This window comes from Prolixibacteraceae bacterium (genome assembly GCA_019720755.1).
Taxonomy (GTDB): domain Bacteria; phylum Bacteroidota; class Bacteroidia; order Bacteroidales; family Prolixibacteraceae; genus Halosquirtibacter; species Halosquirtibacter laminarini.
Window position 1 is genome coordinate 4,400,522 of sequence record CP081303.1, and the last position, 26,467, is coordinate 4,426,988.

General features: G+C 36.9%; 15 protein-coding genes. 3 read left to right on the top strand and 12 right to left on the bottom strand.

Going from position 1 to position 26,467, the window contains the following annotated elements:
- Positions 1–7: 7 nt before the first annotated feature.
- From K4L44_17500 to K4L44_17510, 3 genes are all read left to right on the top strand, one after another.
- On the top strand, positions 8–499 hold the full coding sequence (locus K4L44_17500; GenBank protein QZE14282.1) for a dihydrofolate reductase: 492 nt from the start codon (positions 8–10) through the stop codon (positions 497–499).
- Between the two features lie 616 nt (positions 500–1,115).
- Positions 1,116–14,267: a PKD domain-containing protein gene (locus K4L44_17505; GenBank protein QZE14283.1), complete on the top strand. Its 13,152-nt coding sequence runs from the start codon at positions 1,116–1,118 to the stop codon at positions 14,265–14,267.
- Between the two features lie 12 nt (positions 14,268–14,279).
- Positions 14,280–15,326: a PorP/SprF family type IX secretion system membrane protein gene (locus tag K4L44_17510; GenBank protein QZE14284.1), complete on the top strand. Its 1,047-nt coding sequence runs from the start codon at positions 14,280–14,282 to the stop codon at positions 15,324–15,326.
- A gap of 351 nt (positions 15,327–15,677) precedes the next feature.
- On the opposite strand, the gene K4L44_17515 is transcribed toward K4L44_17510, so the two are convergent.
- From K4L44_17515 to K4L44_17570, 12 genes are all read right to left on the bottom strand, one after another.
- Positions 15,678–17,816, bottom strand: coding sequence for a S46 family peptidase (locus K4L44_17515; GenBank protein ID QZE14285.1), 2,139 nt, complete (start codon positions 17,814–17,816; stop codon positions 15,678–15,680).
- 99 nt (positions 17,817–17,915) lie between these two features.
- Positions 17,916–18,545: a ribonuclease HII gene (locus K4L44_17520; GenBank protein ID QZE14286.1), complete on the bottom strand. Its 630-nt coding sequence runs from the start codon at positions 18,543–18,545 to the stop codon at positions 17,916–17,918.
- A 47-nt stretch (positions 18,546–18,592) separates the two neighbouring features.
- Positions 18,593–19,063, bottom strand: a complete 471-nt coding sequence (locus tag K4L44_17525; GenBank protein QZE14287.1) for a biopolymer transporter ExbD — start codon at positions 19,061–19,063, stop codon at positions 18,593–18,595.
- 2 nt (positions 19,064–19,065) lie between these two features.
- A complete protein-coding gene (locus tag K4L44_17530; GenBank protein QZE14288.1) occupies positions 19,066–19,644 on the bottom strand; it encodes a biopolymer transporter ExbD in 579 nt (192 codons plus the stop codon).
- A gap of 60 nt (positions 19,645–19,704) precedes the next feature.
- Positions 19,705–20,169 (bottom strand): hypothetical protein, encoded by a 465-nt coding sequence (locus K4L44_17535; protein QZE14289.1) that lies wholly within the window; start codon positions 20,167–20,169, stop codon positions 19,705–19,707.
- A gap of 26 nt (positions 20,170–20,195) precedes the next feature.
- Positions 20,196–21,023, bottom strand: coding sequence for a MotA/TolQ/ExbB proton channel family protein (locus K4L44_17540; protein ID QZE14290.1), 828 nt, complete (start codon positions 21,021–21,023; stop codon positions 20,196–20,198).
- A 199-nt stretch (positions 21,024–21,222) separates the two neighbouring features.
- Complete coding sequence (locus K4L44_17545; GenBank protein ID QZE14291.1) at positions 21,223–22,260, bottom strand: type I asparaginase; 1,038 nt, start codon at positions 22,258–22,260, stop codon at positions 21,223–21,225.
- A gap of 35 nt (positions 22,261–22,295) precedes the next feature.
- On the bottom strand, positions 22,296–23,066 hold the full coding sequence (locus K4L44_17550) for a TatD family hydrolase (protein QZE14292.1): 771 nt from the start codon (positions 23,064–23,066) through the stop codon (positions 22,296–22,298).
- A gap of 78 nt (positions 23,067–23,144) precedes the next feature.
- Positions 23,145–24,314: a DUF4105 domain-containing protein gene (locus K4L44_17555; protein ID QZE14293.1), complete on the bottom strand. Its 1,170-nt coding sequence runs from the start codon at positions 24,312–24,314 to the stop codon at positions 23,145–23,147.
- A gap of 3 nt (positions 24,315–24,317) precedes the next feature.
- On the bottom strand, positions 24,318–25,028 hold the full coding sequence (locus tag K4L44_17560) for a methyltransferase (GenBank protein ID QZE14294.1): 711 nt from the start codon (positions 25,026–25,028) through the stop codon (positions 24,318–24,320).
- Positions 25,029–25,037: 9 nt separating this feature from the next.
- On the bottom strand, positions 25,038–25,802 hold the full coding sequence (locus K4L44_17565; GenBank protein QZE14295.1) for a TIGR02757 family protein: 765 nt from the start codon (positions 25,800–25,802) through the stop codon (positions 25,038–25,040).
- A 7-nt stretch (positions 25,803–25,809) separates the two neighbouring features.
- Entirely contained in the window at positions 25,810–26,463 is a 654-nt protein-coding gene (locus tag K4L44_17570) for an ABC transporter ATP-binding protein (GenBank protein QZE16031.1), read from the bottom strand.
- Between the last annotated feature and the right edge of the window lie 4 nt (positions 26,464–26,467).

Consider the following 26,467-nt stretch of genomic DNA (forward strand, 5'->3'; position numbering starts at 1 on the left):
AGATGTTATGGCATGTGAAATAGCAATGATTGCAGCGGTGGATCGCGAGATGGGAATAGGGAAATCGAATGATATGCTCTTTTTTATTTCAGAAGACTTGAAGCGCTTTAAATCTCTTACAACAGGATATCCTATTGTAATGGGACGAAAAACATTTGAATCCCTTCCCAAAGGTGCGCTTCCTAATCGTCGTAATGTGGTGATGTCTAGCCAGAAAAATTTGGTGTTGCCTGGAGCAGAAGTGGTTCATTCTATGGAGGAAGCAATCGCATTGCTTTCTGATGAGACTCGTTGTTTTATTATCGGTGGCGGGGTGATATATCGTGAATTTATGCCGATGGCTACCCACCTTTTTATAACCCATATTGAGGATTCGAAAGAGGCCGATACTTTTTTTCCTGTAATTCCGCCTAAAGATTGGAACGCCTGTTCCGAGACTGTTGTGGAAGCCACTGAGAAACATCCTATGTTTCGGTTTGTAGACTATCAAAGAGTATAAAATCTATTCTATATAGTTAAATTGAGAGGGAGTACATGGCGTTGTACTTCCTTTTTTTGTCCCTTTACTTCTTATTATCTTGTTTCTTATCCCTCTTCTCTTTTTTATTACTTATGTAAATAATAAGATTGTCAAAATTATGTTCTTAAATATATGTTATGATACTAAATATCATTACGTATTTTAGCAGTCGAAATCATTGTGTGATAAATATATTAAGACTTTGATCATTTTTGCAGTGGGGAGTGATGTTACCTGTGCGGTATAAGTTTAGTAGGCTTTGTCTTTTTATGACTAATGGTTTGTAATGTCCTTTTAATAGCAAATCTTTATAATTATTATTAATATAATAATCACTATTATTATTAATTTTGAGATTGTTAAGGTGATATATGTATAATTATGAATATCTTAGTGTAGGCACCTTCTCGTGAAATGAAGAGTTTGTTGAGGCTAGGTATTTTCATACGATAAAAAAACACTTTTTAGAAACGTTTAGTGGTGGGTAGGAGTGATGAAGATTCTATAAGGGTTTTTATATGTATTTCTGTCTATGAGGTACCTTCTCTATTTTGAGCATTCGTTTGATGGTATGGATTAAAGGAAAGAACGATTGATGACACAATATATCAAAGAGGGTAAGCTGTTTTTTATGAGACGATTGGCTCATGAAATAAATTGTCGTGGCGATACTTCTCACCCAATCCCTTCTGAATTAAGAGATCTCTCTCTGTATAAATCGATTCGATTTAGGAAATTAAAATCAATAAATAATCAAAATAAACAATTTAAAGCTATGAGTATATTATGGCGTGAGTTTTTTAAATCAAGAGGCATTAGGGGCCGGTGTGGTTTTATTCATACTACTTTCTTGTTTTTGCTTCTATTTGTAATGGGTTTTACAAATAGGTCGTTGGGGCAAGTAATCAATGAAGAAAATGTAGCTACTAATTTTAACTTATTAAAGATTGGGTCTCCTTGTATTACAGGAACTGGTCGAGTTATAAGATTTCAGTTGAGTACAACCGTTGATGGTGCGTCTGAACAAACAAATTCGTATTTTACTGTAGATTTTGGCGACGGAACACCAATCGTACGTTATGATGTAAACTCGACGGTGAATTTAGACCCCAGTGGAGGAAAGACATTTCTTTATTCATATGGCGATAGTTTTACTGGAAATCATACTTATAAAACAAAAGATAAATGCTTTTATGAGGTTGTAACACAGTGGTTTGATGATGTTGGAAATGGTTATAAAGTAACGAAAACAAAGATCGTTATTTGGGATACTGATGATAAAGCACCAGATGGATTGGTTATTGGGGATCAAGAAGGTGATGCCTACAAAGTGGTAAACGATGCTGTATTAGGTGCTCCTGTTTTAAACTTATGTGCTAGTACAACAGGCTATAGTCTTACAAGTAACCCGTTTAAAGATATAAGTGATTGGAATTGTAATTTAAAAGATGATTTTAGTGAATATGAGTTAGGAGATGATGGTAAATACCCTCTAAATAATAATCGACGTCTAGTTATTTGGAGTTATGGAATCAAAGATGATTCAAGTTTGGATTATCTGGATGGTGTCGTTGTATATGATGCTTCTGGACCTCATACTATAACTTCTACTGAATATGTAGAGCCTGAGATCGAATATCCAGATGCTGGAAATAATATTGAAGTAACTCCAGATAAGCTTCCTGGAGTTCAGCGTATAGATATTCCATCTACGACTAATAAGGATGTAGGAAAAGTTTTTAAAATTACTTTAAACGATGAGAATGCATGTGGACTATCGACTTCTCCTGCGATAGCCTATATTAAAATAGTTGGATCTCCAAATCCGGAAGTCGAAGATAAGAAAATTTGTATGCCAGAGAGCAAATCAGTGACAGTTACTTTTACAGATGACTCAGGGTTAACACCAACAGATATAGTGTGGACATTAACCAAACCAGATGGAAGTGCTGAAACTGCCGTGAGTATTGCTTCGGGACAAGGAACAAATACAATCACCATCGATTTATCAAAAGTTGATTTATCCACGACAGGTAAGATTGTGTTTAAGGCGAATGTGCGTGTTGTTGCAGGAGGTGATGTCTGTGATGGTACAGATTATGGTACAATTACCATCTTAAAACAGCCTGACCCTGATTTTAATCTAGGTGGTACTGGAACAACTGTAACAAAAAAAGTTTGTCAAAGTGGAACTTTACAACTTAGTTATGACAAGACGAAACTTTTGCCTGTAGGAGAGAATTTTACATTAACAGCAGATTGGGGTGATGGTGTTTCGGAAGTGATTTATAATGGTACAGGAGGGGCTGGTACTATTACTTTTAATCACACTTATGCGAATACTACGGATGCTGTTCAAACTAGGAATGCTACATTAACAGTCAGTAATGGAACATGCGATAAAACGAGTGATCCTCACACAGTAGTTGTATATCCTAAACCTACTATAAGTGGAGCTGCAGGACCTTTGTGTGCTAAACCAAGTATTACGGAAAGATATACCTGTTCTGCAGACTATGCAGACTTGACTTATCGCTGGGATGTTACCCTTCCTGATGGAACACCTCATTTGGGAGAAGGTCTTAAAAGAACATTAGATTATACTTTTGATCAAAATGGTACTTATAAGCTAAAGGTCACTATCTCCGATGGCGGTTGTTCGCAAGAGTCGGATGAATATGATGTGGTGGTGGATAAATTGGAGGTTTCAAAAAGTTCTTTCACCAAAGATAAGGTGTGTGCAGATAAAGGTACAAAAGAGGCTACTTTTGAATTGGATCTTTCGAAGCCAACGAAAGGTCGTGTGGGTACTACTTATACTGTCGATTGGGGAAGTGGTGGTACTGCTGAGGTTTATGAAGTAGATGCTCCAGGTAATCTAAGGATAAAATATGGCGCTTCGGTTCCTGATTGGAAAATTACCAAAACTTATACTTATACAGGAGATGGTCGTAGCGTAGATGAACGTGATGTTACAGTCACTTTCTCTAATAGTACTGGGTCCTGTAGTAGTACTATTCCATTAAAAGCAAAAATTATTCCTCCGGTAGATGCAGGATTTAACCTTCCTTTGAGTCATTGTAAAGACGAAGAGGTTACTTTTGATAATACTTCAAAAGGAGTTAATTTGTCTTATGAGTGGACTGTGAAAAAAGGAGCAGCTACCATAGGTACAGCTGACAATACCGTAAAGGATCTAGTACATACGTTTGCTACTTCAGGAGATTATCTTGTAGGGTTAGAGGTTACGAGTGATGATGGCTGTCCTGGCGAGACTGTGCCTTTTAAAGATTATGAGGTCGTTGAAATTACTCCAGGATTCCGTTTTGTGAAGAATAGTGGTTACCATATTATCCCGAAAACACAAAAAAGAGTAGATGATATTGAGGTTCAATTAACGAATACTTTGAATTTTAAACCAGGTACCGAATATAAGTTTGATTTTGGAGGCACAAAAGGGATTGTAGCATTACATAATACAGATTTTGATCCTGTTACACATATATATACAGATGTTGATTATACGGGACTAACGACGAATAAGTTTATTTACCCTGTAGAATTAACAGAGTCTAGATTGGGTTGCGTCTATTCTACAACAAGAAATATCTCTATCTATAGTGTCGGGGCTGATTTTATTGTTACTCCCGTTGATGCTTGTTCTGGTGATTATCAGTTACAGGATGATTCAGATATAAGTGACGATTTCAAAGATCCAGGAACTCCTGGAGAACATTTGTTTGTGGTTCGTAATTGGTCGGTGAGTACAGATGGAGGTTTAACTTATACTTCAAAAGGAACGGGAGAGTTATTTTCATTGAACTATGTGAATAATTCAGGAACGGATAAAACTCTTTATGTAAAGTTAGATCTGATTGTAACGATTGATGGAACTACTACGGGTGGTGCAGACTTATCGAAAACTTTTACTGCCATACAGCACTTTGTGGTTCCACCAGCACCTCAGGTGAGTGCAGAAGGAACAGATCATAAAGTTTGTCCAGGAAATAATCTTGAATTGAGACCTTATAATGTTAGTTCATTGGATGCTCCGGATAGTAATGTCGACTGGACGGTTAGTAATTCAGCCTATTCTGTTGATTTGAAATCTTTGGTGAAGCGTAAGTCAATAGATTCATTAAATGCTGATTATCATGTTTTTGTCTTTAATAGTGAACCTGTCGCAGGAACTGTTTATACAGGCAATTTTACTGTCTCTTTTAATATTGAAAATCATCATTCAACATCTGGATGTACGGCAGTAAAAACTTATAATATTGAAGTTTCTGATATAAGTATTGTAGATGAGACGATTTACAGTTGCATTGGGAAGTCAACAACATTTACCCCTACTGTTGGCGGTGGAGGTGATCCTGTTACTCGTTCGCATAAGTGGGAAGTGACTACAGGTAGTTCTTCAGATTTGAATGTAGATGCAAGTATTACTTTAGGAACATCTGATGTCGGTTATGATAATTTTGTATTCGTACCTTCAGTAGCAGGGAACTATGTGATTAAATATACTGCTACGGATGCAGGTGGCTGTGAGAAGTCTCATAATTTTGCACTAGAAGTTTCAGAACAGCCAGATCCAAGTACTAGTGCTATTCAACTAGGTTCTAATAATCTTGTTGAGGTAACAGCAGAGACTCATTATAGAGTATGTGGTAATGGGGTGACATTAGATGGATTACATAAGGGGACTGTTCCTACTGGTGATATGCAAGGAGAGTGGACTTTTTTGAATAAGCCTTCTGGTGCAGGAGATCCTACCATAACAACCTTTTCTGGATTGAATACTTCCAAAGTGAATGTTACGAATTTGGTAGCAGGAGAATATGATTTTACATATACTTTGCGTAATCATGCTTCAGGAGTGGATGCAAGTTCTTTGGCATGTGTGGAGAGTCGGATTGTAAAAGTCAATGTGTATGATCCAATAAGTGTAACAGATGCTACTCTTATTCATAATGTAAAACAAGATCATGCATTGTCTTCAGGTGTTGCTTTAAGCCCAGAGATTAATGTAACAGGAGGGTCCGGAACTTATAACTTTGCATGGACATTAGTGGGCAGCACTGCTGGGCCTATTGTTTGGAATTCAACAGATCAGAATCCAACATACAGTACGAATGATGTAGATACTTATACCTTCACCGTAACTGTCACAGACCAAGAGGATGGAGTTTGTGTGGCGACGAAGGATATTACCATGAGTGTGCTGGAGAATGTCAGTGCTGAGGCTGTTGCTCCAGATGCCTCTACAGCCGAAGGAAGTTCTGTTCAGCCGAATACTGGACACTCACCTTCTACTCCTATCTATATCGTTAGTGGAAAGAAAATAGTATTGAATGGAAGTAATAGGTATCCATTAGGAACACAACCTGATGATTCAGCTTCTGACAATATTACTGGAGAGTGGAGTGTGACGAATAAAGATGGCGTTGTGAAGACTTCTGTTTTTAATTGGCGAAAAACAGATGGATCTCCTTCTAATAATTTCGCTCAAGAAGTGGAAGTAGAAGCGGATGCCTATGGAGAGTATACTTTTGTTTATACGATAAAGAATACGAGTGATCCAAGTGTTCCTATAGAGAGTAGAGTCGAAGTGAAAGTTACATTTGTTCGCCCTATCAGAGTTACTATTGGAGGACCTTTAACTATTTGTCCAGTTGGTACAGAGGATGTTGGTGGTGGAGTAACAGTGAAATACGGAACGGATGGTACTTCTTCTTCTTATGTGTATACAATTACGAAAGATGGAGATCCTTCGGGAGATTATAGTGGACTCTTAATAGAAGATGACGACCCAGTTGCTGGTGTTATTGGAATTACAACACCAAAAATAGAATTTGATGCTGAAAATGCGACAGCGGGTATTTATAATGTAAGATTGACAGTAAAAGATCCTTTTAATGGATTGAGTAGTCATTCAAAAGTTCGAAAAGTGACTGTAACTCCTGCTCTAGATCCCCAGGTAGCTGTAACAAGTTTTGTACCGACAAGTTTTGGAGTCGCTGGAACAGTACAAAAAGCGAATATTTTTGATGTGAGCTCTCCAGAATATTATATTGTAGGAAGAGAACTTACACTGGAAGGTACTGATGGAGGTATTGCATTGACAGGTTCTGTAAGTGGCCGTTGGGAGAAATATAACGGAGCTTCATGGGATCTAATAACAAATAATAGTACTCTTAACTTTGTTTCAACAGGGGAGACTTCTACTAGTCCAAAACCTCCTTATGGTTTAATGACGATACGTTGGAATCTTGGGAATGGCATTTGCTATAATGATATGGGGATGAGGTTACATTTCATTGAGCCTATCCAGATTGAAAGTATCGATCCAAAATATTTCTGTCACGGTGCTGCTAATTACTCTTTGCTAAATAAAGTAAAAGTGTCTGGAGGAAGTGCAGAAGGAGTATCTTATCAGTGGAATGTATCGGATGGTGCTAAAGATGTTACTTTGTTAACATTGAGTAATAGTACTGCTTTATCTCCTGAGATATTGGTTAAAACGATGGCTGTTGGTGATTATACCTTTACTTTATTGGTGACAGACAATCATGGAAATATCCAGAGTAAATCGATGACTTTTGAAGTCCATATTTTGGAGAATCCTGTAGCGGATGTTGCTTTTCCTGGATTAACTGATGGGACGAAAAATGTGATTCTTAATGGATCAGCATATAAAGTGATCACATCAGATGCTTCTATTGACCTTACAGGATTAAATACTGCCACTTCAGGAAAAGATCCTGATGCTAACCCTGATTTAAAAGGAGAGTGGGTCATGTTGGCAGGACCAGATGCGGATACTGGAGATAGCTGGTATTCTAACAGTAAGGTTGAGACATATACTCCAAAAACAGCTGGAGTATATAGCTTTCAATGGAGTTTAACAAACATTACTCCTACAGGAGTTGAGATGTGTGAAAGTAGCAAACTTGTGGAGGTAGAGTTTTTAGCTGGTCTAAGTGTGACCCCACAAGGAGAACAGGCTTTATGTAAAAATGGCGGAGCTTCTATTGATCTAAAAGACCTATTGTTGCCAACTGGCGGCTCTGGATCTTATACAAACTACAGATGGACTGCAGAAAAGCGTGACTTAGATGACGATGCGGGAAGTAAGGTAAATGCAACACCTTCAATTATCGATTCAAATAGTCCTGATGCTGTTTTACCACTAACTCAAGAAGGGATATACTATATCTCTTTAGAAGTAGATGATGCGAAAGGTGTAGGAACCGTTACTGCAACACAGAGGATGGTGATCATTCCAACAGAAGATGCAAATGCTGGTGTGGACCAACAAACATGTGGAGAGAGTGTCGATCTTAATGCGAATGCAGTCACTCCAATTGATGGATTAACAAGAGAAGGAACTTGGACTGTGAGCCCAGCTTCTACTAAAGTGATGTTTATGCCTACAAGTGTAGGTTATACGGATGGTACTCATGACCCAAAAGCTAAGTTTGTAAGTATTTTGGGAACACGAGGTCGTTTTACATTGACTTGGACAATAAACTCTGAAAAGGGAGAATCATGTCCTATTTCAGATCAGATGGTGGTGGACTTTGTTCCTCCAATTACAATTGGACAATTTTTCGATGGAAGAACTAGTGATGCGATTGTATGTGCAGGGGAAGATATCTTTGTACATCCTGTCGTTGCTGGAGGTTCAGAAGATAAGGCTGGTGGGAATATTGATAATTATACCTATAGTTGGACCACGACTGGTTCCTATGATATTACCTCCTTCTTAAGAGATCCTGCTACGTTTGATGCATCAGATCCTACGACGGATGTTGCAGTGAAAAACAAGCGTAATTTAATATTGAAGACAGCAAAAGCTCACCCTGGAGATTACACTTTAACTCTTGAGGTTTCTGACCCAGTGAGTGGATATTGTGTGACGACAAGAGAATTTGATATTAAAATTAAGGAGACTCCTGTAGCTGAAGCTGTGGTTAAGACAGGAGTAAGTTTTGAGTATGTCAAAGATCAAGGACGTGATCGTTATTATACTTGTCGTAAAACAGTTGAACTATTAGGTTCGAATGTTGGAATGACATATGATGAACATGGTGTTCAAGTAGCAGGTACTGCGGTGGGCCATGTTGGTATCAAAGGGGAATGGTCTAAAGTTGGTGGCCCTGGTGTGATAACCTTTGCAAAAGCAGATGGTAAAGAAGGCCATGAAGATCCGAATGCACAGGCGATTTTTAGTGAAGCAGGAGAGTACACAATCCAATGGTTGGTATATAATGAAACCAAAGGATTGTGCGAGAGTACGAAGGTAATTGTCGTGGATGTAAAAGAGCCAATCACTGTTACGTTTAAAGATTCTCCAATTTATGTGTGTCAGGATGATGCTGCTTTTGATATCACACCAACTTTCTCAGGAGGTAGTGGTTCTGGATATACAGATTTTGTATGGACAATTGCAACAGTTGTAGATGGTGCTGCAACGACTGGTACATATCATTTTGATCCTACTGGTAAATCGCCAGGTGTATACACTCTAGGTGTAACTGCGAACGATAAAGAAGGGGATGTTTGTCAAGGAACTGGTGATGTTGATGTGATCATTGTGAAAAAACCTACTCCTAATATAAAAAAGGGTGTAGTGGAATTTTGTGGTACGAGTGGTTCTTTGTCAGCAGATGCCTTAATGAAGGAGACACCAACGGATAAAGAACAAGGAAGATGGCGTCTGAAACCAGATGGAACTTCAGATGGAACAGTTACTTTTACACCTGCATCAAGTAATAATACGGATTTCATCGTTTCGAATAAAGGTCACTATATCTTTGAATGGGTTGTGGATCACATTTATAAGAATGTTGCAGGAGTAGAAGTTCATCGTTGTACAGCTGTGGATGAGATTGAGATTGATGTAAGGATCACTCCAGTGGTCACTATTGAGGCTCCTGACCACCCTGAATGTGATAAAGATATAGATCCTATTCTTAATATTGAAGGAGATTATCAATCAGTTTTTTGGGAATTGGTTAGCGGTCCTAAGATTACTTCTACTGCTAATTTCTCTGACAATACGGTTCTAAAGCCAACGGTGACAGTAAATGATTATGGTAAATATGTGTTTAGAGCAACTGTATCCAATGGAGCTTGTTCTGATCAAGTGGTAGAGATGGAGTATACGTTTGCTTCGCAACCAGTAGCAGGATTTGACATCACTTCTGATTTAGAGGGATGTTCTCCTTTGAGTGTTACTGTGAATAATAGTACAACTGGGGATGCTTTGACAGATTATGCATACCAATGGAAAGAGGTCGATCCTTCTGATCCAACAGATGCAACGGTTCTTTCGTATGATAAAGATCCAGGAAGTGCTTTCACTATCCGCAATATGAGTAACCTTGTAAAAGATCGCAATATTGTTTTGACAGTAACCAATGGTTTCTGTTCTAGTACAGCAGGGCCTAAGCCTGTGAAGGTACACCCAATGCCTCAAGTGGATTTTAACTATACATCGGATAGTGGATGTAGTCCTGTGGTTGCAGAGATGGAAAACAAAACGTTGTTCGCTGATAGCTATGAGTGGGATTTTGATGAAGATGGAACATGGGATGATACAAGCGAGAATCCAACACATACCTTTACCAATTCAGACTTTACGAAGTTTAATTTTAAGATTAAATTGAGAGCGACCAAGACAACCAATGATGCTTTTGGAACTCCTTATGCATGTCCAAGTACAATGGAGAAGATTATCTCTGTGTCGCCTAAACCAGACTTTAAGTTAGAAAGCGATGCTGCAGCTAGTGGGGTTTGCTCTCCAGAAGAGGTGAACTTTACTGCTACGGTTGGTGCGATTGATTATGTTTGGAACTATGGAGATGGATCTTCACCAACAACCACACACTATGTGGCGATGCAAGATCATGAGTTTACTTATCCAGCAAGTTCAGACCCTGTAACCGATCCATTTGTTACATATAAAGTAAAAGTAGATGCAACATTCCCTGGAGGCTGTCCTTCTACTGGTGAAGTAGATGTGAAGGTATATCCTGAGATGATCTCTAATTTTACCCCAAGTAAAACAGAGGTTTGTTCGGGTGAAGAAATGACTTTTACTAATAATGCGGCTCCTGGAGCGAAAAAGTATATTTGGAACTTCAATGGGGATATTGTTGAGCAAACCACTTTTGAACCAACGATAGATCACACTTTTAATATTGTTGGATATGGAATGATTCCAATGAATGTATCGTTAACAGTGGAGAATGATCTATGTACCGAAACATCATCTCAAGTGATTATGGTGAAACCAAAAGCAAAAGCTGACTTTGATTTCTTGGCAGGTAAAGATTCTTTCTGTTCAGGAGAACAGGTCGTTTTTGTGAATAAATCTGTTGGAGGGAAGACCTTTACTTGGGATTATGGTGAAGGTACTCCAGATGATAAAGGCTATTATACTTATACCAATACAGGCCTTACGGATATAACGAAAACAGTTACATTGATAGCAGACAATGGTTTCTGCCCTCATGATACTTCTCGAGTTATTACGATTATTCACGAGGTGAAACCAAAATGGAGCTTTAATGTGAAGAAAGGATGTACTCCATTGACAGTGGAGATTACGAATGAGACAGTAGGTGGTGCAGATGCTACGATCTCTTTTGGTGACGGGACTCCTGATGAGGTCGTAACTGCTAGAGGAACGGTAACCCATGTATTTACCAATGATAAGGAGTCAGAGGCACTCTATAATGTAAGTATGACAGTTGCTGCAAATGCAGCGGGTGATTGTCGTAAAACGTTACGTGATGTGATTCGTGTGAGTCCGCTGATTCATGCAGACTTTAGTTTTGTTGGAGATGGAACAACTTTCTGTTCTGGCGACATGGTTATGTTTGAGAACACAACGATTGGTGTAACAGACTTTGATTGGGATTATGGTGATGGTTCCACAGGAAAAGAGGCTTACCATCAATATTCAAATACAACGTTGACGGATGTACCGCGAAAGGTGAAACTTCAAGTTCAAAACTATTTTGGTTGTACCGATGAAATCGAGAAAGAGATCACTGTGATGCATGAAGCACAACCTCGTATGGATGTTGTGGTGAGTGGAGAGTGTTCTCCTGTAACTGTTACTGTAACGAACAATACAACAGGAGCTAGTCTAATGACATTAGATTGGGGTGATGGAACCACACCTGTGGATGTTTCTACGATGGCAGTTGGAGAGACTAAAACTTATGAGTATAATAATGACGATGTTTATATTAAAACATTTGATATTATCTTAAGTGCTGCTCCTGCTGCAGATGGATCTTGCTTGAAAACAGTTTCTCATCGAGTGACTGTAAAACCGGAGGTTATTGCAAGCTTTGAATTAAGCAAAGGTGGTTGTTCTCCATTGATTGCCTCTGTAACAAACAATTCAACGGGTGCAATAAGGTACAATTGGGATTTCGGTGTGGATAGTGATCCAAAGTCTAAGAATTTTATGCCAGCTCCTAAATATATTTATAGGAATACAACGCTTGATATTCAAAAGTACAAAGTACAATTGATTGCAATATCATCATTTGGTTGTCGTGACACTGTTAATAGTATCCCAATTGAAATTAAACCAGAGCCTTCTGTGTCATTCTCATTGAATCCAGATATTCGTGAAGGTTGTGCTCCATTAAAATCACATTTTGTAGTCAAATCTAAAGGAGCAAATAAGCATACTTGGGAGATTGATAAAGGGGAGACAATCGTCAAGAATATAGTCAATGATGAATTTGGCCTATATGAAGAGGAGTTTGACCATGTGTATAACAATACGGATGTATTCCCAAGAGACTTTACGCTTCGTTTGACAGGTGAAAATAATTTTGGTTGTAAGGTTGTGCAAACTACGGAGATGAATATTAAACCAGAAGTGGTATCTGATTTTGATATGTCGATTGGTGAAGTTTGTTCTCCTGTAACAGTGGTATTTAGTGCAGCATCGAAATCCACTGGAGCAAGTTACTATGAATGGGACTTTGGAAATGATTCAACAAGTGTTATCCCAAATCCAATGCAAGTGTTTTATAATGATACAGATAAACCTAAAGAGTTTACTGTTAAGCTTGTGACTAGTTCCGGGGAATGTTATGGAGAATCATCTAAAACATTGACAATACAACCACATATGGAGGCGAATTTTGACCTTGATAAAATTAATGGTTGTTCGCCAGTAGAGGTTAATATTAAAAATACTTCTATAAGATGTGATGATTATATCTGGTCATTTGATGGTGGTGCAACAGCCGAAAATATCCCAGATAAAATATTTAGTCGTACATTTACCTATAGTCGAACTTCTAGTTCCAAATTCCCTGATATAAGAAGTATATCATTGAATGCAACTAATAAATACTGTAGGAGTACTTTAACGAAACCATTTAAAATATTTGCTCCTGCAAAGGCAGGGTTTGAATTAAGTGGAGATGGACATTGTAGTCCAGCAAAAGTGAACTTCATCAGTACTTCCGATCATAGCTATGATGTTGCATGGGATTTTGATGATGGTTCTATTTCGAATTTGCCGAATCCAGAACATCTGTTCTTGAATGAATCATCAACAGAAAAGGTTTACCATATTAAGCAAACAGTAACTACTAGAGATAAGTGTTCTGCTGAAATGATTAAGACCTATACGATGCATCCAACACCAAAAGTTGACTTTAGTATCCGTCCGATATTTATGATTTGGCCTGAGGCAACAGTCAGTGTAGAGAACCTTACCAATCCAGGTCCATGGAGATTCAATTGGTCCTTTGGTGAGTATGAAGGGGTGGCGGTTCATGATGTCAACCCAGATCCATACACTTATGGTAGAGTTGGTTCTTTTGATGTGAAGTTAGAGGTGATTGGTGAAGAGTGTACTGGTACTCATAAAGAGACTGTGACTATTCGACCAGGGGTGCCTGTAGCAAGCTTTACGCCATCTGTAACGGAAGGATGTGGCCCTCTTAAAGTGAAATTTACAAACACTTCAAAGAATGGTGCTACTTACTATTGGGATTTTGGAGATGGATCGCATTCTACCCAAGAAAACCCTGAGCACACTTTCCATGAAGAGAATTTCTATAATGTGAAGTTGACAGTTAGAAATGAAGAGGGAACAAAGTCCGAAGCGGAGAAAACAATCCATGTATTCCCTGTTCCTGTTGCCTTCTTTACAGTGCAACCAACTCGTGTGGAGATTCCTGGTCAAAAAGCAATCTTCTCGAACTTGTCGGTTAATAACTTTGAGAACTATTGGGAATTTGGTGATGGTACAACAACAACAGAGGTAGATCCTGAACATGAATATTTGGTTCAAGGTGTGCATGATGTGAAATTAAGAGTTGTTTCTGAGGATGGATGTCAACATACATTTACAAGAGAAGCTGCCGTGACGGCAGTATCTAATGGTCGAGTAAAAGTTCCAAATGCTTTCGTTCCTAGTACTAATGGCCCAACAGATGGTCGATATGATAAGGGAGATACCTATAATAGGTTCTTCTATTCTATCGTACCAGAAGGAGAGGCCAAAGTCTCTAAGTATGACCTGAAGATTGTCAACCGATGGGGTAACCTTGTTTTTCATACATCAGATATCAATATTGGTTGGGATGGATACTATAATGGCAAACTGGCCCCAATGGATGTATATATATGGCAAATCGAAGTCTCTTTTGACGATGGTAATACTATTATTCAATCAGGAGATGTAACCCTAATTAGATAACAAACGCGAAATATGAAAAATAGTTTAAAACGCGTGTTCTTGTGTATAACTTTAACGGCAAGTGTTCTTGCCGTTAAAGCACAAGATGCACACTTCTCTCAGTTCTTTGCAGCTCCAACTTATCTGTCCCCTTCATTGGCTGGATCAACAGGAGGATTGCGTTTTGCTGCAAACTATAGAAATCAATGGCCGGGTATTCCGAACGCTTATAACAACTTTTCTGTATCTGGTGATATCTACGTAAATACGCTTAAAAGTGGTTTCGGGGCTTTGATCTGGAGAGATAATGCAGGAACAGCTGATCTCTCTACTACTCATGTTGGCTTTCAATACACTTATCGATTGCAAATATCTGACTCGTGGACTTGGATACCTGGTTTGGAATTCGCATTTGTTCAGAAGAGCATTGATGGAAGTAAGGCGAATCTTGGAAGTGATATCACTAATGGTGGTGGTAATGGAGCTTATCTTGAAACGTCTAAACAGTCTTATGCCGACTTTAAGTTTAGCTCCTTTTTCTATAATAGAAAGTATTGGGCTGGAATAAACGTATTTCACCTTACCCAACCTTCTTATTCATTTACGGATCAAGGGACTAAAGTTCCGATGAATATTATGTTGTTTGGAGGTGTTAATATTTGGAGACAAAAAGCCCAAAGAGCTTCTCAACCTAGAAGTTTCTGTGTCTCTTATCGTTTGATGCATCAAGATAATTTTAACCAACTAGACTTGGGAGGATATTGGTTTAATCGAAACTTCGAAGTCGGTGCTTGGTGGAGAGGTGTACCAGTATTTAATAATAGTGTGCAAGGACATCTTATTGACTCTGATGCTATCGTTCTTTCTGCTGCATTTATGATGGGACATATGAGAATTGGTTACAGCTATGATGTTCCTATTTCAAGTTTTAGTTTAACATCTGCTGGAGCACATGAAATTTCTATCGTTTATGAACTTGGAGATATATTTGGTTGCGGTTCTAGGTATCTAGACTGTTTTACCAAGAGATCCGGTTTACGATTCAATAAGAAAAAACCTCGTGACCTTCGGTTGAGATAACATTTTGTAGAATAATCTTATCTAAAGGGATGTTTCATTTGATGAAACATCCCTTTTTAAATTTCATAAATCTAGTTGTACTAGGTTACAACGTTCTTTCTTGATTATATAAGCTTGTTTAACGCACTTAAAATCTTTTAATGAAACTCTGCATTGTTTTATCTATTGAGGTCTTGTTAGGTGCTTAACGATAGAAAAGCAGTGCTCTATTTATAAAGATATTGTAGAGGGATTGATTTCGCTATTTTGTTTTAGCGAATATGAAAACAAAAAAGGGAATAGAAACGTGTGTCATTATTAACACAATGTCTCTATTCCCTTTTTAATGACTATCGAGTTATAGGATAGTCACTATTTTACTAAAGTCATCTCATCAATAAGATTTGTTGCTCCAGCATATTTGTCAACAACCCAAAGTACAAAACGGATATCAACACAGATACAACGTTGCAGTTTATGCTCAAAAGCAATATCACCACTCATTGCTTCCCAGTTACCATCAAATGCAGCTCCAATTAGCTCTCCATTTCCATTGATAACAGGACTACCTGAATTACCACCAGTAATATCGTTGTCAGAGATAAAACAAGTGTGTAATATTCCATTTTCGTCTGCATATTGACCAAAGTCTTTTGCATTATAAAGGTCGATCAGACGTTTTGGAGTTTGGAACTCAGGATTATTTGGATCATATTTTTCAATATATCCTTTTAGTGTAGTGAAATAATCATAATGAACTCCATCTGCAGGATCATACCCTTTTACTGTTCCATATGTTACACGCATTGTCGAGTTTGCATTTGGATAGTATTTTTTATCAGGATTCATTTCTAGAAGTCCTTTAACAAATAATCTACGTCCTTTGGCTTTCTCTTTAGTACTTGCTGATCTCTCTTTTGAAATTTCACGATACTTAGAGAAAACTTGGTTCATTAGGTCATAAATAGGATCCTTCTGTAGTCTTTTTAATGAAGGATTTGCTAAGAAAGCTTCTACTTTCGCTTGACTTGTAAAGATTGATTTCTTAAAATACTTCTGTACCTTTTTATCCAATTCCTTTTGAGATTTTACGTTATAATCTTCAGGAAGGTATTTACGATCGATATTTTGAGTAACAATGTAGCCTAGAGAAGAGACTAGTTTTGCATCTGTTGCTGCATCATAGTCTTTAAAATATGTAGGAATATCGCTCTTTATGTATTCAATAGTTTTCTTTATTTTTTCAGCATCTCCTTTTTCAAGAGAACTTTCTAATCTTGAAAACTGATATGCAAAACGAATTGCTTCCGGCCCCCCGATGATTCCTTCATAATAGTAGTTCAATGCAACTTGTGCTTCATTGTTCTTGTAACTATCCGCAATAAGCTTTAATGCATCTCCGTACTCTTCCGTTCTTTCAGTAGATGAAGCAACCCAATTGCTAAATGCTTTTTCAATTGCTTGCTTGTCCTCTACTACATGAAGTTTTTTCAATCCTTTGTTTTGACCGATACTATTCTTCCAGTAGTTTGATGATCTTGCATATTTAGAAGCATATTGAATTTTAGCTTTTTGACTCGTATTCATATACTCTTTAAGAATACGTAGTTTCTCAGTTCTAATTTTGATGCGAATAGAGTTTGTAACTTCCATCGTATTTTGAACACCCCATGATGTTTTAAAACGATCTGTACTACCTGGATATCCCATAACCATTGCATAGTCATCTTTTTCAATTCCTTTCAATGAAATTGGTAAGAAATGTCTAGGCTTTAATGGAACATTATCTTTTGAGTATTCCGCAGGGCTTCCATCTGGAGCACAATACACTCGGAACATGGAGAAGTCTCCAGTGTGTCGTGGCCACATCCAATTGTCTGTATCTCCACCAAATTTACCAATAGACTCTGGTGGGGCACCTACCAAACGAATATCACGGAATGTTTCGTAAACAAATAGTAAGTATTTGTTTCCATCAAACATACTCTTTACATTGGCATTGTAGTGAGTGTCTTTAGTTGCAGCAGTGATAAGTTCTCTAGAAATTTTAGAAATCTCTTCTCTGCGCTTATCTTCAGTCATTTCACTTGTCACGTTCTTCTCAACTTTAGACGTAACATCTTCAATGCTTACCAAAAAAGACACTGTTTTACCTGGATTCGGAAGTTCATCCTCTTTTTTTAATGCCCAAAATCCATCTCTTAGGTAATCATGTTCAACACTTGAATGTGCCTGAATCTCACCAAATCCACAGTGATGGTTTGTTAGTAGTAATCCTTCATTAGAAATTAGTTCTCCGGTACAACTACCGTGGTCTAATGCAACTACTGCATCTTTTAAACTTGAATGATTGATTGAGTAGATGTCTTCTGCCGAAAGCTTTAGACCATCTGCTTGCATATCTTTGATGTTTAGTTTGTTTATCAAAGATGGCAACCACATTCCTTCATCTGCGAATAGGTTTGATGAAATAGAAAGGGCTACAAACAATGTTAATAGTGCTCTTTTCATGCTATATTTAATATAAAGAATAATAATGATTTTATGATTTTATCACTAATGCTTGTAAATATACAATTGTTTGGTGGTATAAAATATGATTTTATTATTTTAAAATAGGGTAGGTATTGGTAACCCGAGATTAAAACTTTGTCGATGGTAAGGAGTAATACCATGCTTGATAATTGCTGCTTTATGTGACTTTGTCGGATACCCTTTGTTTTGATCCCATCCATATTCAGGGTATTCTTGAGCAATCTTGTTCATATAGTCATCACGATACGTTTTTGCTAATACGGATGCTGCAGCAATTGAGAGATATTTACCATCCCCTTTAATTATTGTCGTGTGATCCACATCTTGATATGGTTTAAACCTATTCCCGTCAATAATAAGGTGTTCTGGTTTGTGCACCAAATTATCTACAGCTCGATGCATTGCTAATATTGATGCATTCAATATATTGATTTGATCGATCTCTTTCTCATCAACAATTCCGATGCCAAAAGCTATTGCATGCTCCTCTATGTATGGGCGGAGTTGTTCTCTTTTTTTTTCAGATAATTTTTTAGAGTCATTCAGGTCTAGATGTCTAAAATCAATTGGTAGAATTACACTTGCTGCAAAGACTGGTCCTGCTAAGCATCCTCTGCCAGCTTCATCACATCCAGCTTCAATCAAGCCATCATTTAGAAATGGTAGGAGTATTGTTTTCATAATGATCAAAAAAAAGGGTTGCATAATGCAACCCTCATATTATTTTAAGGCCTTAAAAGCCAATAGTACTATTATCGTTGTACCTTCTTTTTAGCAGAGTAGTTAATGTTCAAAGCAGAAACACGGCGAAGTGCTTGCTTGATATCAGAAACAATCTTCATTTTGGTATTCTCATCTACTTTTAAAGATGTTACCATGAAAGGCACCTCTGCTTCTTCACGTTGAGCTCTTTCAGAAGTGATATATTCTGCAATGTCTGAAGTAGACGCAAATACATCATTTAACTGAATACGTGGCTCAGTACCAAACTTCTTTTGAAACTGAGGAAGTGGCTCACCTACATTGATATAACTAACCAACGATTTCTTCTCTAATTTTGCAAGTTCTGTTGCTTGAGGAACACGAACCTTTACTTTAAGGTCTTGCTCTCTCATACTGGTTGTAACCATAAAAAAGAACAGAAGCATAAATACAATATCAGGAAGTGCTGATGTAGAAATAGGTGGGGTTTCTTTCTTCCCGTCTTTTCTAAATTTTCCCATTATTAATTTCCTCCAACTTTTTTAGGTTCAGCCTCAGAGATACGTTGTGGCATAATCTTACGAATCGCTTTCTGTTGATCACTGTTAAGGTCTTCGTATTTCTTATTCCATTTTCTCTTAGCAATATCATCTCTAATATCGTTGATCGCACGAACTAATTCGTTTTGAACAGCAATATAAGTACCGTAAGTTGTACCGATAGCATTTTGTAATGAAATCACACCTTTTGTAACCATTTGCTTCCCGAAGAAAGGAACTTCTATCTCTTTCTTTTCAGGTAATTTTGGCGAATTGTTACTATTAAGCATGAATTCTTTCGTCGCATCATACAAATCTTCTATTCGCATAAGTTCGCCTTCAACTAGTAATTGATCTTTACTATTTACCAGCACCTCGAAGATGTTACGATCCTTAATTTTATTATTAGGGTCGATTTTAGCATCCTTAGGAGGCATCGGTGGCAACTTACGCCTTAGACCACTATCCGTATCCATCGTAGTGGTAACCAAGAAGAAGATAAGCAACATAAAGGCGATATCGGCCAATGATGATGCATTATATTCTGGTAATTTCTTAGGCATAATTAAATATTTTATAACGTAGTAACACGAAGATTACTACGTTAAAGTATGAATCAATTATTACTTTCTAGTTAAGCGAAGAACAGAAGGGACTACAACAATTGCTACAACTGCTATTCCCATAAGGATATAAGTTGTATTCAATAGCATATCTGTAAAATGTGCTACAGAAGTGCTAAGTGTTCCATCTGCTACTAATTTTTCCGAACCGTGGAATGTAGGAATTACATCTGATCCCAAAGCCCATGCAATAGCAAATATTGCAACAAGAGCAATAATTCCAGCAACACTATAAAGTGCTTTTTTTCCACTTAGGAAAAGGTTTCTAACTGAAAAAAGTAGTATTGTACCCGTAACGATAGCCAACAATGCATAAGACCAATTCAAACCTAGGGTAACATATTTTTCCCCTTGTTCTGTAATTGGATCTGATAGATTACTCATTAAAAGAACCATTAAAACGCCCGAAGTAATCATCAAGACCCAAAGCAAAACTGTTAGTAATGTCGTAACTTTTTTACTCATGGGTAATTTTTTTTAGTATTATATAATTACTTCTTCAAGTTGTATTTTACAAGGATATCCATGAATGAGATAGAAGCATCTTCCATATCATTAACAAGACTATCGATCTTAGCTACACAGTAGTTATAAAGAATCTGTAGGATAATTGCAACAACAAGACCAGATACAGTAGTAATAAGGGCCACTTTAATACCACCTGCTACCAAAGTAGGAGAGATATCCCCAGCGACCTCAATCGCATCAAATGCTGCAATCATACCAATAACGGTTCCCATGAAACCAAGCATCGGTGCAAGAGCGATAAAAAGAGCGATCCATGAAAGACCTTTTTCTAGAAGACCAGTTTGAACTCCACCGTAAGAAACAACAGATTTCTCAACAACATCAAGACCTTCGTCATAACGATCAAGACCTTGGTAGAAAATTGAAGCAACAGGACCTTTAGTGTCGCGACAAACGTTTTTAGCTTCTTCAACACCACCGTTAGCCATAGCTTCTTCTACTTTATTAAGAAGTTTTTTAGTGTTTGTTGTTGCAAGATTTAAATAAAGGATACGCTCGATAGCAAGAGCAAGACCTAAGATAAGACAGATCAATACTGTCGACATAAATCCGGCACCTCCTTCAATAAATTTTTGCTTCAATTGGCTGTGTAGAGACATGTTTGCTTCCACTTCTTTGGCTGCTTCTTCCATATTGTCAACACTGTTGTCTGTAGCATTATCAACAGACGTACTCGTTTCTTGAGCCACCTCTGTCTGAGATGCTCCATTTTCGTCTTGAGATACAGCAACATTAGCTGCTCCAAAACTAAGCATTGCGAAAACTGCGAATAATGCAAATAGCTTTTTCATAACTGGTTTTGAATTTTAATTAACAATTTCTGTATTATTTTCTTTTTTGAACGCTATAAATGTTCAATGATATTTCTTTTCTGAAAACTTCATTCCCTAACTATTAGATAGTAAATAATGTCTCCAAGACAATGAACGGCTTAAAACTGCTCATTTTTCAGGGACGCAAATTACAAAAAAAATATGAAAGTCAAACTTTTCAAATGCATATTTCACCTCTCATGTTCTGATCAAGATGCATTTTTATTTCTTTTACTTCAAGGTCTTGCCCTAGCAAAAACATAAGCTTAGTAACTGCTGCTTCAATTGTGATATCATGTCCGCTTACAACTCCAGCTTTTCTTAGTGCACAACTTGTTTCATATTGTCCCATTATTACACGTCCTCCTGAGCACTGTGTAACGTTAAGAAAAATGATGCCTTTGTTGGAAGCTTCTTGTATTGCATTGGTTAGCCATGGGGTTGTAGGAATATTTCCAGAACCAAATGTTTGAAGTACAACTCCTTTAAGATCTGGAGTGGTTAATATCTGTTTGAATGCTTTTTCTTGTATTCCTGGGAAAAGTGTTATTACTGCAATATCATTGCATAAAGATCTATTAATCTTAAATATACCTTTGTTTTTTGAATGATATAGTAGATCGTGATTGAAAACAATATCAGTACCTGCTTTTGCTAAACGTGGAAAGTTATGTGAAGCAAAAGCACTAAATTGTTCTGAATCTTCTTTTGTGGTCCTATTTCCTCTAAAAAGTCTTGAGCTGAAGTAGACACATACTTCTTGAACAATAGGGGTTTCATTATTCTTTTTTGCAGCAATTTCAATTGCAGTAATCAGGTTCTCTTTACCATCTGTTCTTAGAACACCAATTGGAAGTTGAGATCCGGTAAGTATAACAGGTTTGCCTAAGTTTTCAAGCATAAAGCTAAGTGCAGATGCGGTGTACGACATAGTATCGGTGCCATGTAATATTACAAATCCATCGTACTCCATATACTTCTCTTTGATAAGAGATGCTAGTTTACCCCATAAATCTAGGTTTACATTTGAAGAATCTATTGGAGGATTGAATGCAAAACTATCCATGTGGATTCCCATTTTCTTTAGTTCCGGAATTTCCTCTGTTAGCTGTTCAAATTTCATTGGAACTAAAGCGCCTGACTCGCTACTCTCTTTCATTCCAATAGTACCTCCCGTGTAGATGATTAGTACTGTTGCTTTATCTGTTTTATTCATTTATTGGTTATTTTACTGCCGTTAAAGTTAAATAACTATTTCCCTAAGTTAAATAACTTTTTGCAGTTCGAGGTCGTTGTTTCGCTAACTATGTCGTAGGACACTTCTTTTAAGTCACTAATCTTTTCAACAACGTAGGTTACGTAAGATGATTCATTTCTTTTTCCTCTATATGGTACTGGTGCTAAATATGGTGCATCTGTTTCCACAAGAAGTTTGTCTATAGGAAGTTGTGCAATTACCTTATCCACACCGGCATTTTTAAATGTAACCAATCCATTTACCCCTATAAGAAATCCCATTTTGATTGCTTTGTTTGCTTGTTCAACAGTTCCTGTAAATGAGTGGAAAACACCTTTAAGTCCTTTTTCGCAGAATGGTGCAACAATATCGTAAATGTCATCAAACGCATCTCTAACATGCAGAACAGCAGGTAGGTTGTATTGAAGACACCAATTAAGTTGTTGTTCTAAAACAATTATCTGTTCATCACGAAATGTTTTATCCCAATAGTAATCTAATCCAATCTCTCCGATACCTACAAATTCTCTTTTTTTAAGCCAAAATTCAATAATTTCAAGTTCTTGGTCATAATCTTCGGTTACAGATGTTGGATGTATTCCTATCAAGGGGATGCATGTTTCAGGATACTCATCGCTTAAACGAAGCATTGCATTGATGGAAGAACTATCAATGTTAGGAAGGATAATTTTATCTACTCCGTTCTCTTTTGCACGTTCAATTATCTCTTTGTATTCGTTTTTAAATTCACTTGAATATATATGTGAATGAGAGTCAATGATCATAGTCTTTTCTTAATTTCGACAAAAATATCACGAATGATTAATTTTCGTGTTATCCGATAATGAATAGTTTATTAAATTTTAAGTAGTTTTTTTAAGATCATTGTACTGTGCTATTCCAATGACAGTATAGATTAATGCCGTACAGTATACTGCTATATGTATCTTTTGAAGTGAAAATATCGCTGTAGTAATGAGTAGTACCATTACAGATACCCCATATAAAATCAGGCCATAACGCGTTATTTTATGTTTGCTGTTCTTTTTCCAACTTGTTATTAGTGGGATAAATGCCAATGGTGAGAAAACCAATAAATTCATGTTATATCCTGTTAGTGGGTGCACTGAAACGATTCCTAAAAATAGCAGAATCACACTGGCTATTGCATTTACCAACCAAAGTACTCTTGAAACAAAATTAAAAATTGCTTTCTTTCTTTTACGATATATTGTTATGAGTAACACGATGAATAAGAGTACATAAATATTATTTATTGCTTGCCACCCCTTATTATTATCCAACTTATTACTCTTTAGAAGCACTTTCGTTTCTCCTTTGGTAATCTTCTCTTGATTCTTTTTTTGCGAATTTTTGATACCAGCTTGAAGATATTCGGGTAAAAACATTGTCTCATTCCATGTTGCTACTTGATCACATTTTGCACCTAGTGCAATATATATACCTATAGCATCCCATGAATTATAGTCCATATATTGATCTAACAATGCTCGAAATGAAAGACTTGATTGACCTCTTTTTTCCCACGTAATAGCTCCATTGCAAGCCGTTGTTATCTGGTCTTCTAATTTAGTAGAGCAGTTGTTTCTAAGATAATTGTAACGATATAATCTGTTTTGAGGTTTTAAGTTATCTCGTATACTATTGAATAACACAACTTTCTCACTGTTAGTAAGGTTTAGAGTGTCTTGATAGACCTCTCTTCCTTCTCTCTTATAACTATTGATAAAGGTATTGTAGTTTGTGTAACCTAGTAGATAATCCGTCTTTCCTAGTACAAAATTCCATACAAAGTTCGGTGCATTAAAGTCAAAAAGACCGTAATTAAATACCACATCTATTCTATTTGATTCATCCTGATAACGTAAGGCAGAGTGACCAAAAAGAGAGTATATTTCGTCTCCTGGCTCACATGTAATAAGATAGAAATTCCTTGATGTTCCATTGTTTGCTTTTAGGGATGAGCATATCGAAAAAAATAGAGCGATAGTACAAATGAACAGCTGTCTCATAATTTACATATTTAGATAAAAGTCCTTAGTTAGTTTTTTATACTCTTCACTGTATACGTGTCGAGTTTTTTCGATATACATATATGTTTCTATTATCTCTCTAGTATTATCAAATCCAAAGCTTACTAGTATTCGTTTGATATCGCCATCTTTTTTGGGACGGACATAACAGATCTTTTGAATATATAGACCTTGTTTCTTTGCCTCTTCTGTGATCGCTTGTAATTGTTCAAATGGAAGTATCAAACAAAACACTCCTTCATTATTTAGGTTGCTAGAAACAAATGAGAGCAAATCTGTAAATGATAAGGTGTCTGTGTGCCTAGCATTCTTTCTTGAACTACTTGGCGATTTTGGACCATTGTTGAAGAATGGTGGATTCGATACAATCAAGTCAAAATATTTCTCTGATCTATATTGTTGAATAGGATAGTTTAGTATCTCAACACGATCACTCCATGAAGTGCTCAGAAGATTCTTGTTTGCTTCTTTACTTGCAATTTGATCAATTTCAACACCAGTGATTTTTGTATCATATCTTTGTGCCATCATTAGAGTCATAAGTCCTGAACCAGCACCAATGTCTAATATGTTTTTAGGGTTGGGATGTGATGCCCATGCGCCTAATAACACACCATCAGTTCCTACTTTCATCCCCGAGAGTTCATGAACTATCTTAAATTGTTTAAATTGAAAAAAGTTATTTCTTCCCATTCTTATTGATCAAAATTTTTCAAAAATGCCCATTCCAAATAGTGCATAATCATACTTTACTGGATCACTTGGATCTAGTTCTTTTAGTTTATTTGTAAGTTCTTCTACTGCTTTCCAATCATTTGCTTTACGTTCAAGTAGGTTTAGTTTTCTACTTACATTCCCAACATGAACGTCTAGTGGGATAAAGAGTTCTTTAGGATCTATATTCCAAATGCCAAAATCAACGCCAAAACCATCTTGTCTTACCATCCAGCGTAGAAACATATTAATTCGTTTGGCTGCAGAGCCTTTTATTGGATTTGCTATATGTTTTTGGGTTCTGTATCCCTCTTTATCTCGAAGAAATTGCTTTCGGAAGTGAAATATTGCGTCTTTCATTCTACCTCCATTTTTTAATCCCTCTTTAAATAGCAATTCCATCCCTCCACAATTTTGGTATATATGATGAAACGATTTCATAAAAAAACAGATATCCTCATATTGAAAAGTTCGATGTTTTACATCTTTGAATCTGTTTAGATCTTGAGGTCGATACTCTTTAATAAAGTCATATGGAGCATAATCCATACGCTCAATGATCTTGGTGCTATTTAATATAATACTATTACGTTTCCCCCAAGCTAAAGTGGCAGCAATATATCCACTTATTTCAATATCTTCTTTTTTTGTAAACAGATGAGGTATCTGTATCGGATCTGTCTCAATAAATTCTGGAGCATTAAATTGATGGTATTTTAATTCAAGCAACTCCTTTATTTCTTCTTTTTCCATCTGAATACTACTTCTCCATCACTCCATCTTTTATGGTCAGCATACGGTCCGTATATTGAGCAAAAGACTTGTCATGTGTGACGATTACAAAAGTTTGATTATACTTCTCTCTAAGTTTATATATCAGTTCGTAAAGCTCCTCTTTGTTGGTTGTGTCAAGGCTACCTGAAGGTTCGTCGGCTAGGACGATACTTGGATTATTGATAAGAGCTCTAGCCACAGCAACACGTTGCCTTTCACCACCAGATAATTCATTGGGTTTATGGTGAAGTCTATCCTTTAGAGAAAGAAGCTCTAGAAGCTCGATAGCATTCTGTTCTACCTCCTTGGCATCTCTTTTAGCAATCCAACCTGGAATAGAGACATTTTCTAGTGCTGTAAATTCTGGTAGAAGATGATGGAATTGGAATACAAAACCGATATTTTCATTTCTAAATTGAGAAAGTTTTTTAGAACTCAACTTACTGATATCTTTCCCATTCATCCATATCTCTCCTTTATCTGCTTGGGTTAATGTTCCAAGGACCTGTAGAAGTGTCGTCTTGCCAGCTCCACTACTTCCTACAATAGAGATCACTTCTCCCTTGGCTACTTCAAGTGATACTCCTTTTAGGACATGAAGAGTATCGAATGATTTATGAATATTCGAAGCTTTAAGAATCATA

Excerpts from the sequence above, each read along its gene's own strand:
- K4L44_17500 (QZE14282.1), top strand. The coding sequence starts at position 8 with ATGGCATGTGAAATAGCAATGATTGCAGCGGTGGATCGCGAGATGGGA.
- K4L44_17505 (QZE14283.1), top strand. The coding sequence starts at position 1,116 with ATGACACAATATATCAAAGAGGGTAAGCTGTTTTTTATGAGACGATTG.
- K4L44_17510 (QZE14284.1), top strand. The coding sequence starts at position 14,280 with ATGAAAAATAGTTTAAAACGCGTGTTCTTGTGTATAACTTTAACGGCA.
- K4L44_17515 (QZE14285.1), bottom strand. The coding sequence starts at position 17,816 with ATGAAAAGAGCACTATTAACATTGTTTGTAGCCCTTTCTATTTCATCA.
- K4L44_17520 (QZE14286.1), bottom strand. The coding sequence starts at position 18,545 with ATGCAACCCTTTTTTTTGATCATTATGAAAACAATACTCCTACCATTT.
- K4L44_17525 (QZE14287.1), bottom strand. The coding sequence starts at position 19,063 with ATGGGAAAATTTAGAAAAGACGGGAAGAAAGAAACCCCACCTATTTCT.
- K4L44_17530 (QZE14288.1), bottom strand. The coding sequence starts at position 19,644 with ATGCCTAAGAAATTACCAGAATATAATGCATCATCATTGGCCGATATC.
- K4L44_17535 (QZE14289.1), bottom strand. The coding sequence starts at position 20,169 with ATGAGTAAAAAAGTTACGACATTACTAACAGTTTTGCTTTGGGTCTTG.
- K4L44_17540 (QZE14290.1), bottom strand. The coding sequence starts at position 21,023 with ATGAAAAAGCTATTTGCATTATTCGCAGTTTTCGCAATGCTTAGTTTT.
- K4L44_17545 (QZE14291.1), bottom strand. The coding sequence starts at position 22,260 with ATGAATAAAACAGATAAAGCAACAGTACTAATCATCTACACGGGAGGT.
- K4L44_17550 (QZE14292.1), bottom strand. The coding sequence starts at position 23,066 with ATGATCATTGACTCTCATTCACATATATATTCAAGTGAATTTAAAAAC.
- K4L44_17555 (QZE14293.1), bottom strand. The coding sequence starts at position 24,314 with ATGAGACAGCTGTTCATTTGTACTATCGCTCTATTTTTTTCGATATGC.
- K4L44_17560 (QZE14294.1), bottom strand. The coding sequence starts at position 25,028 with ATGGGAAGAAATAACTTTTTTCAATTTAAACAATTTAAGATAGTTCAT.
- K4L44_17565 (QZE14295.1), bottom strand. The coding sequence starts at position 25,802 with ATGGAAAAAGAAGAAATAAAGGAGTTGCTTGAATTAAAATACCATCAA.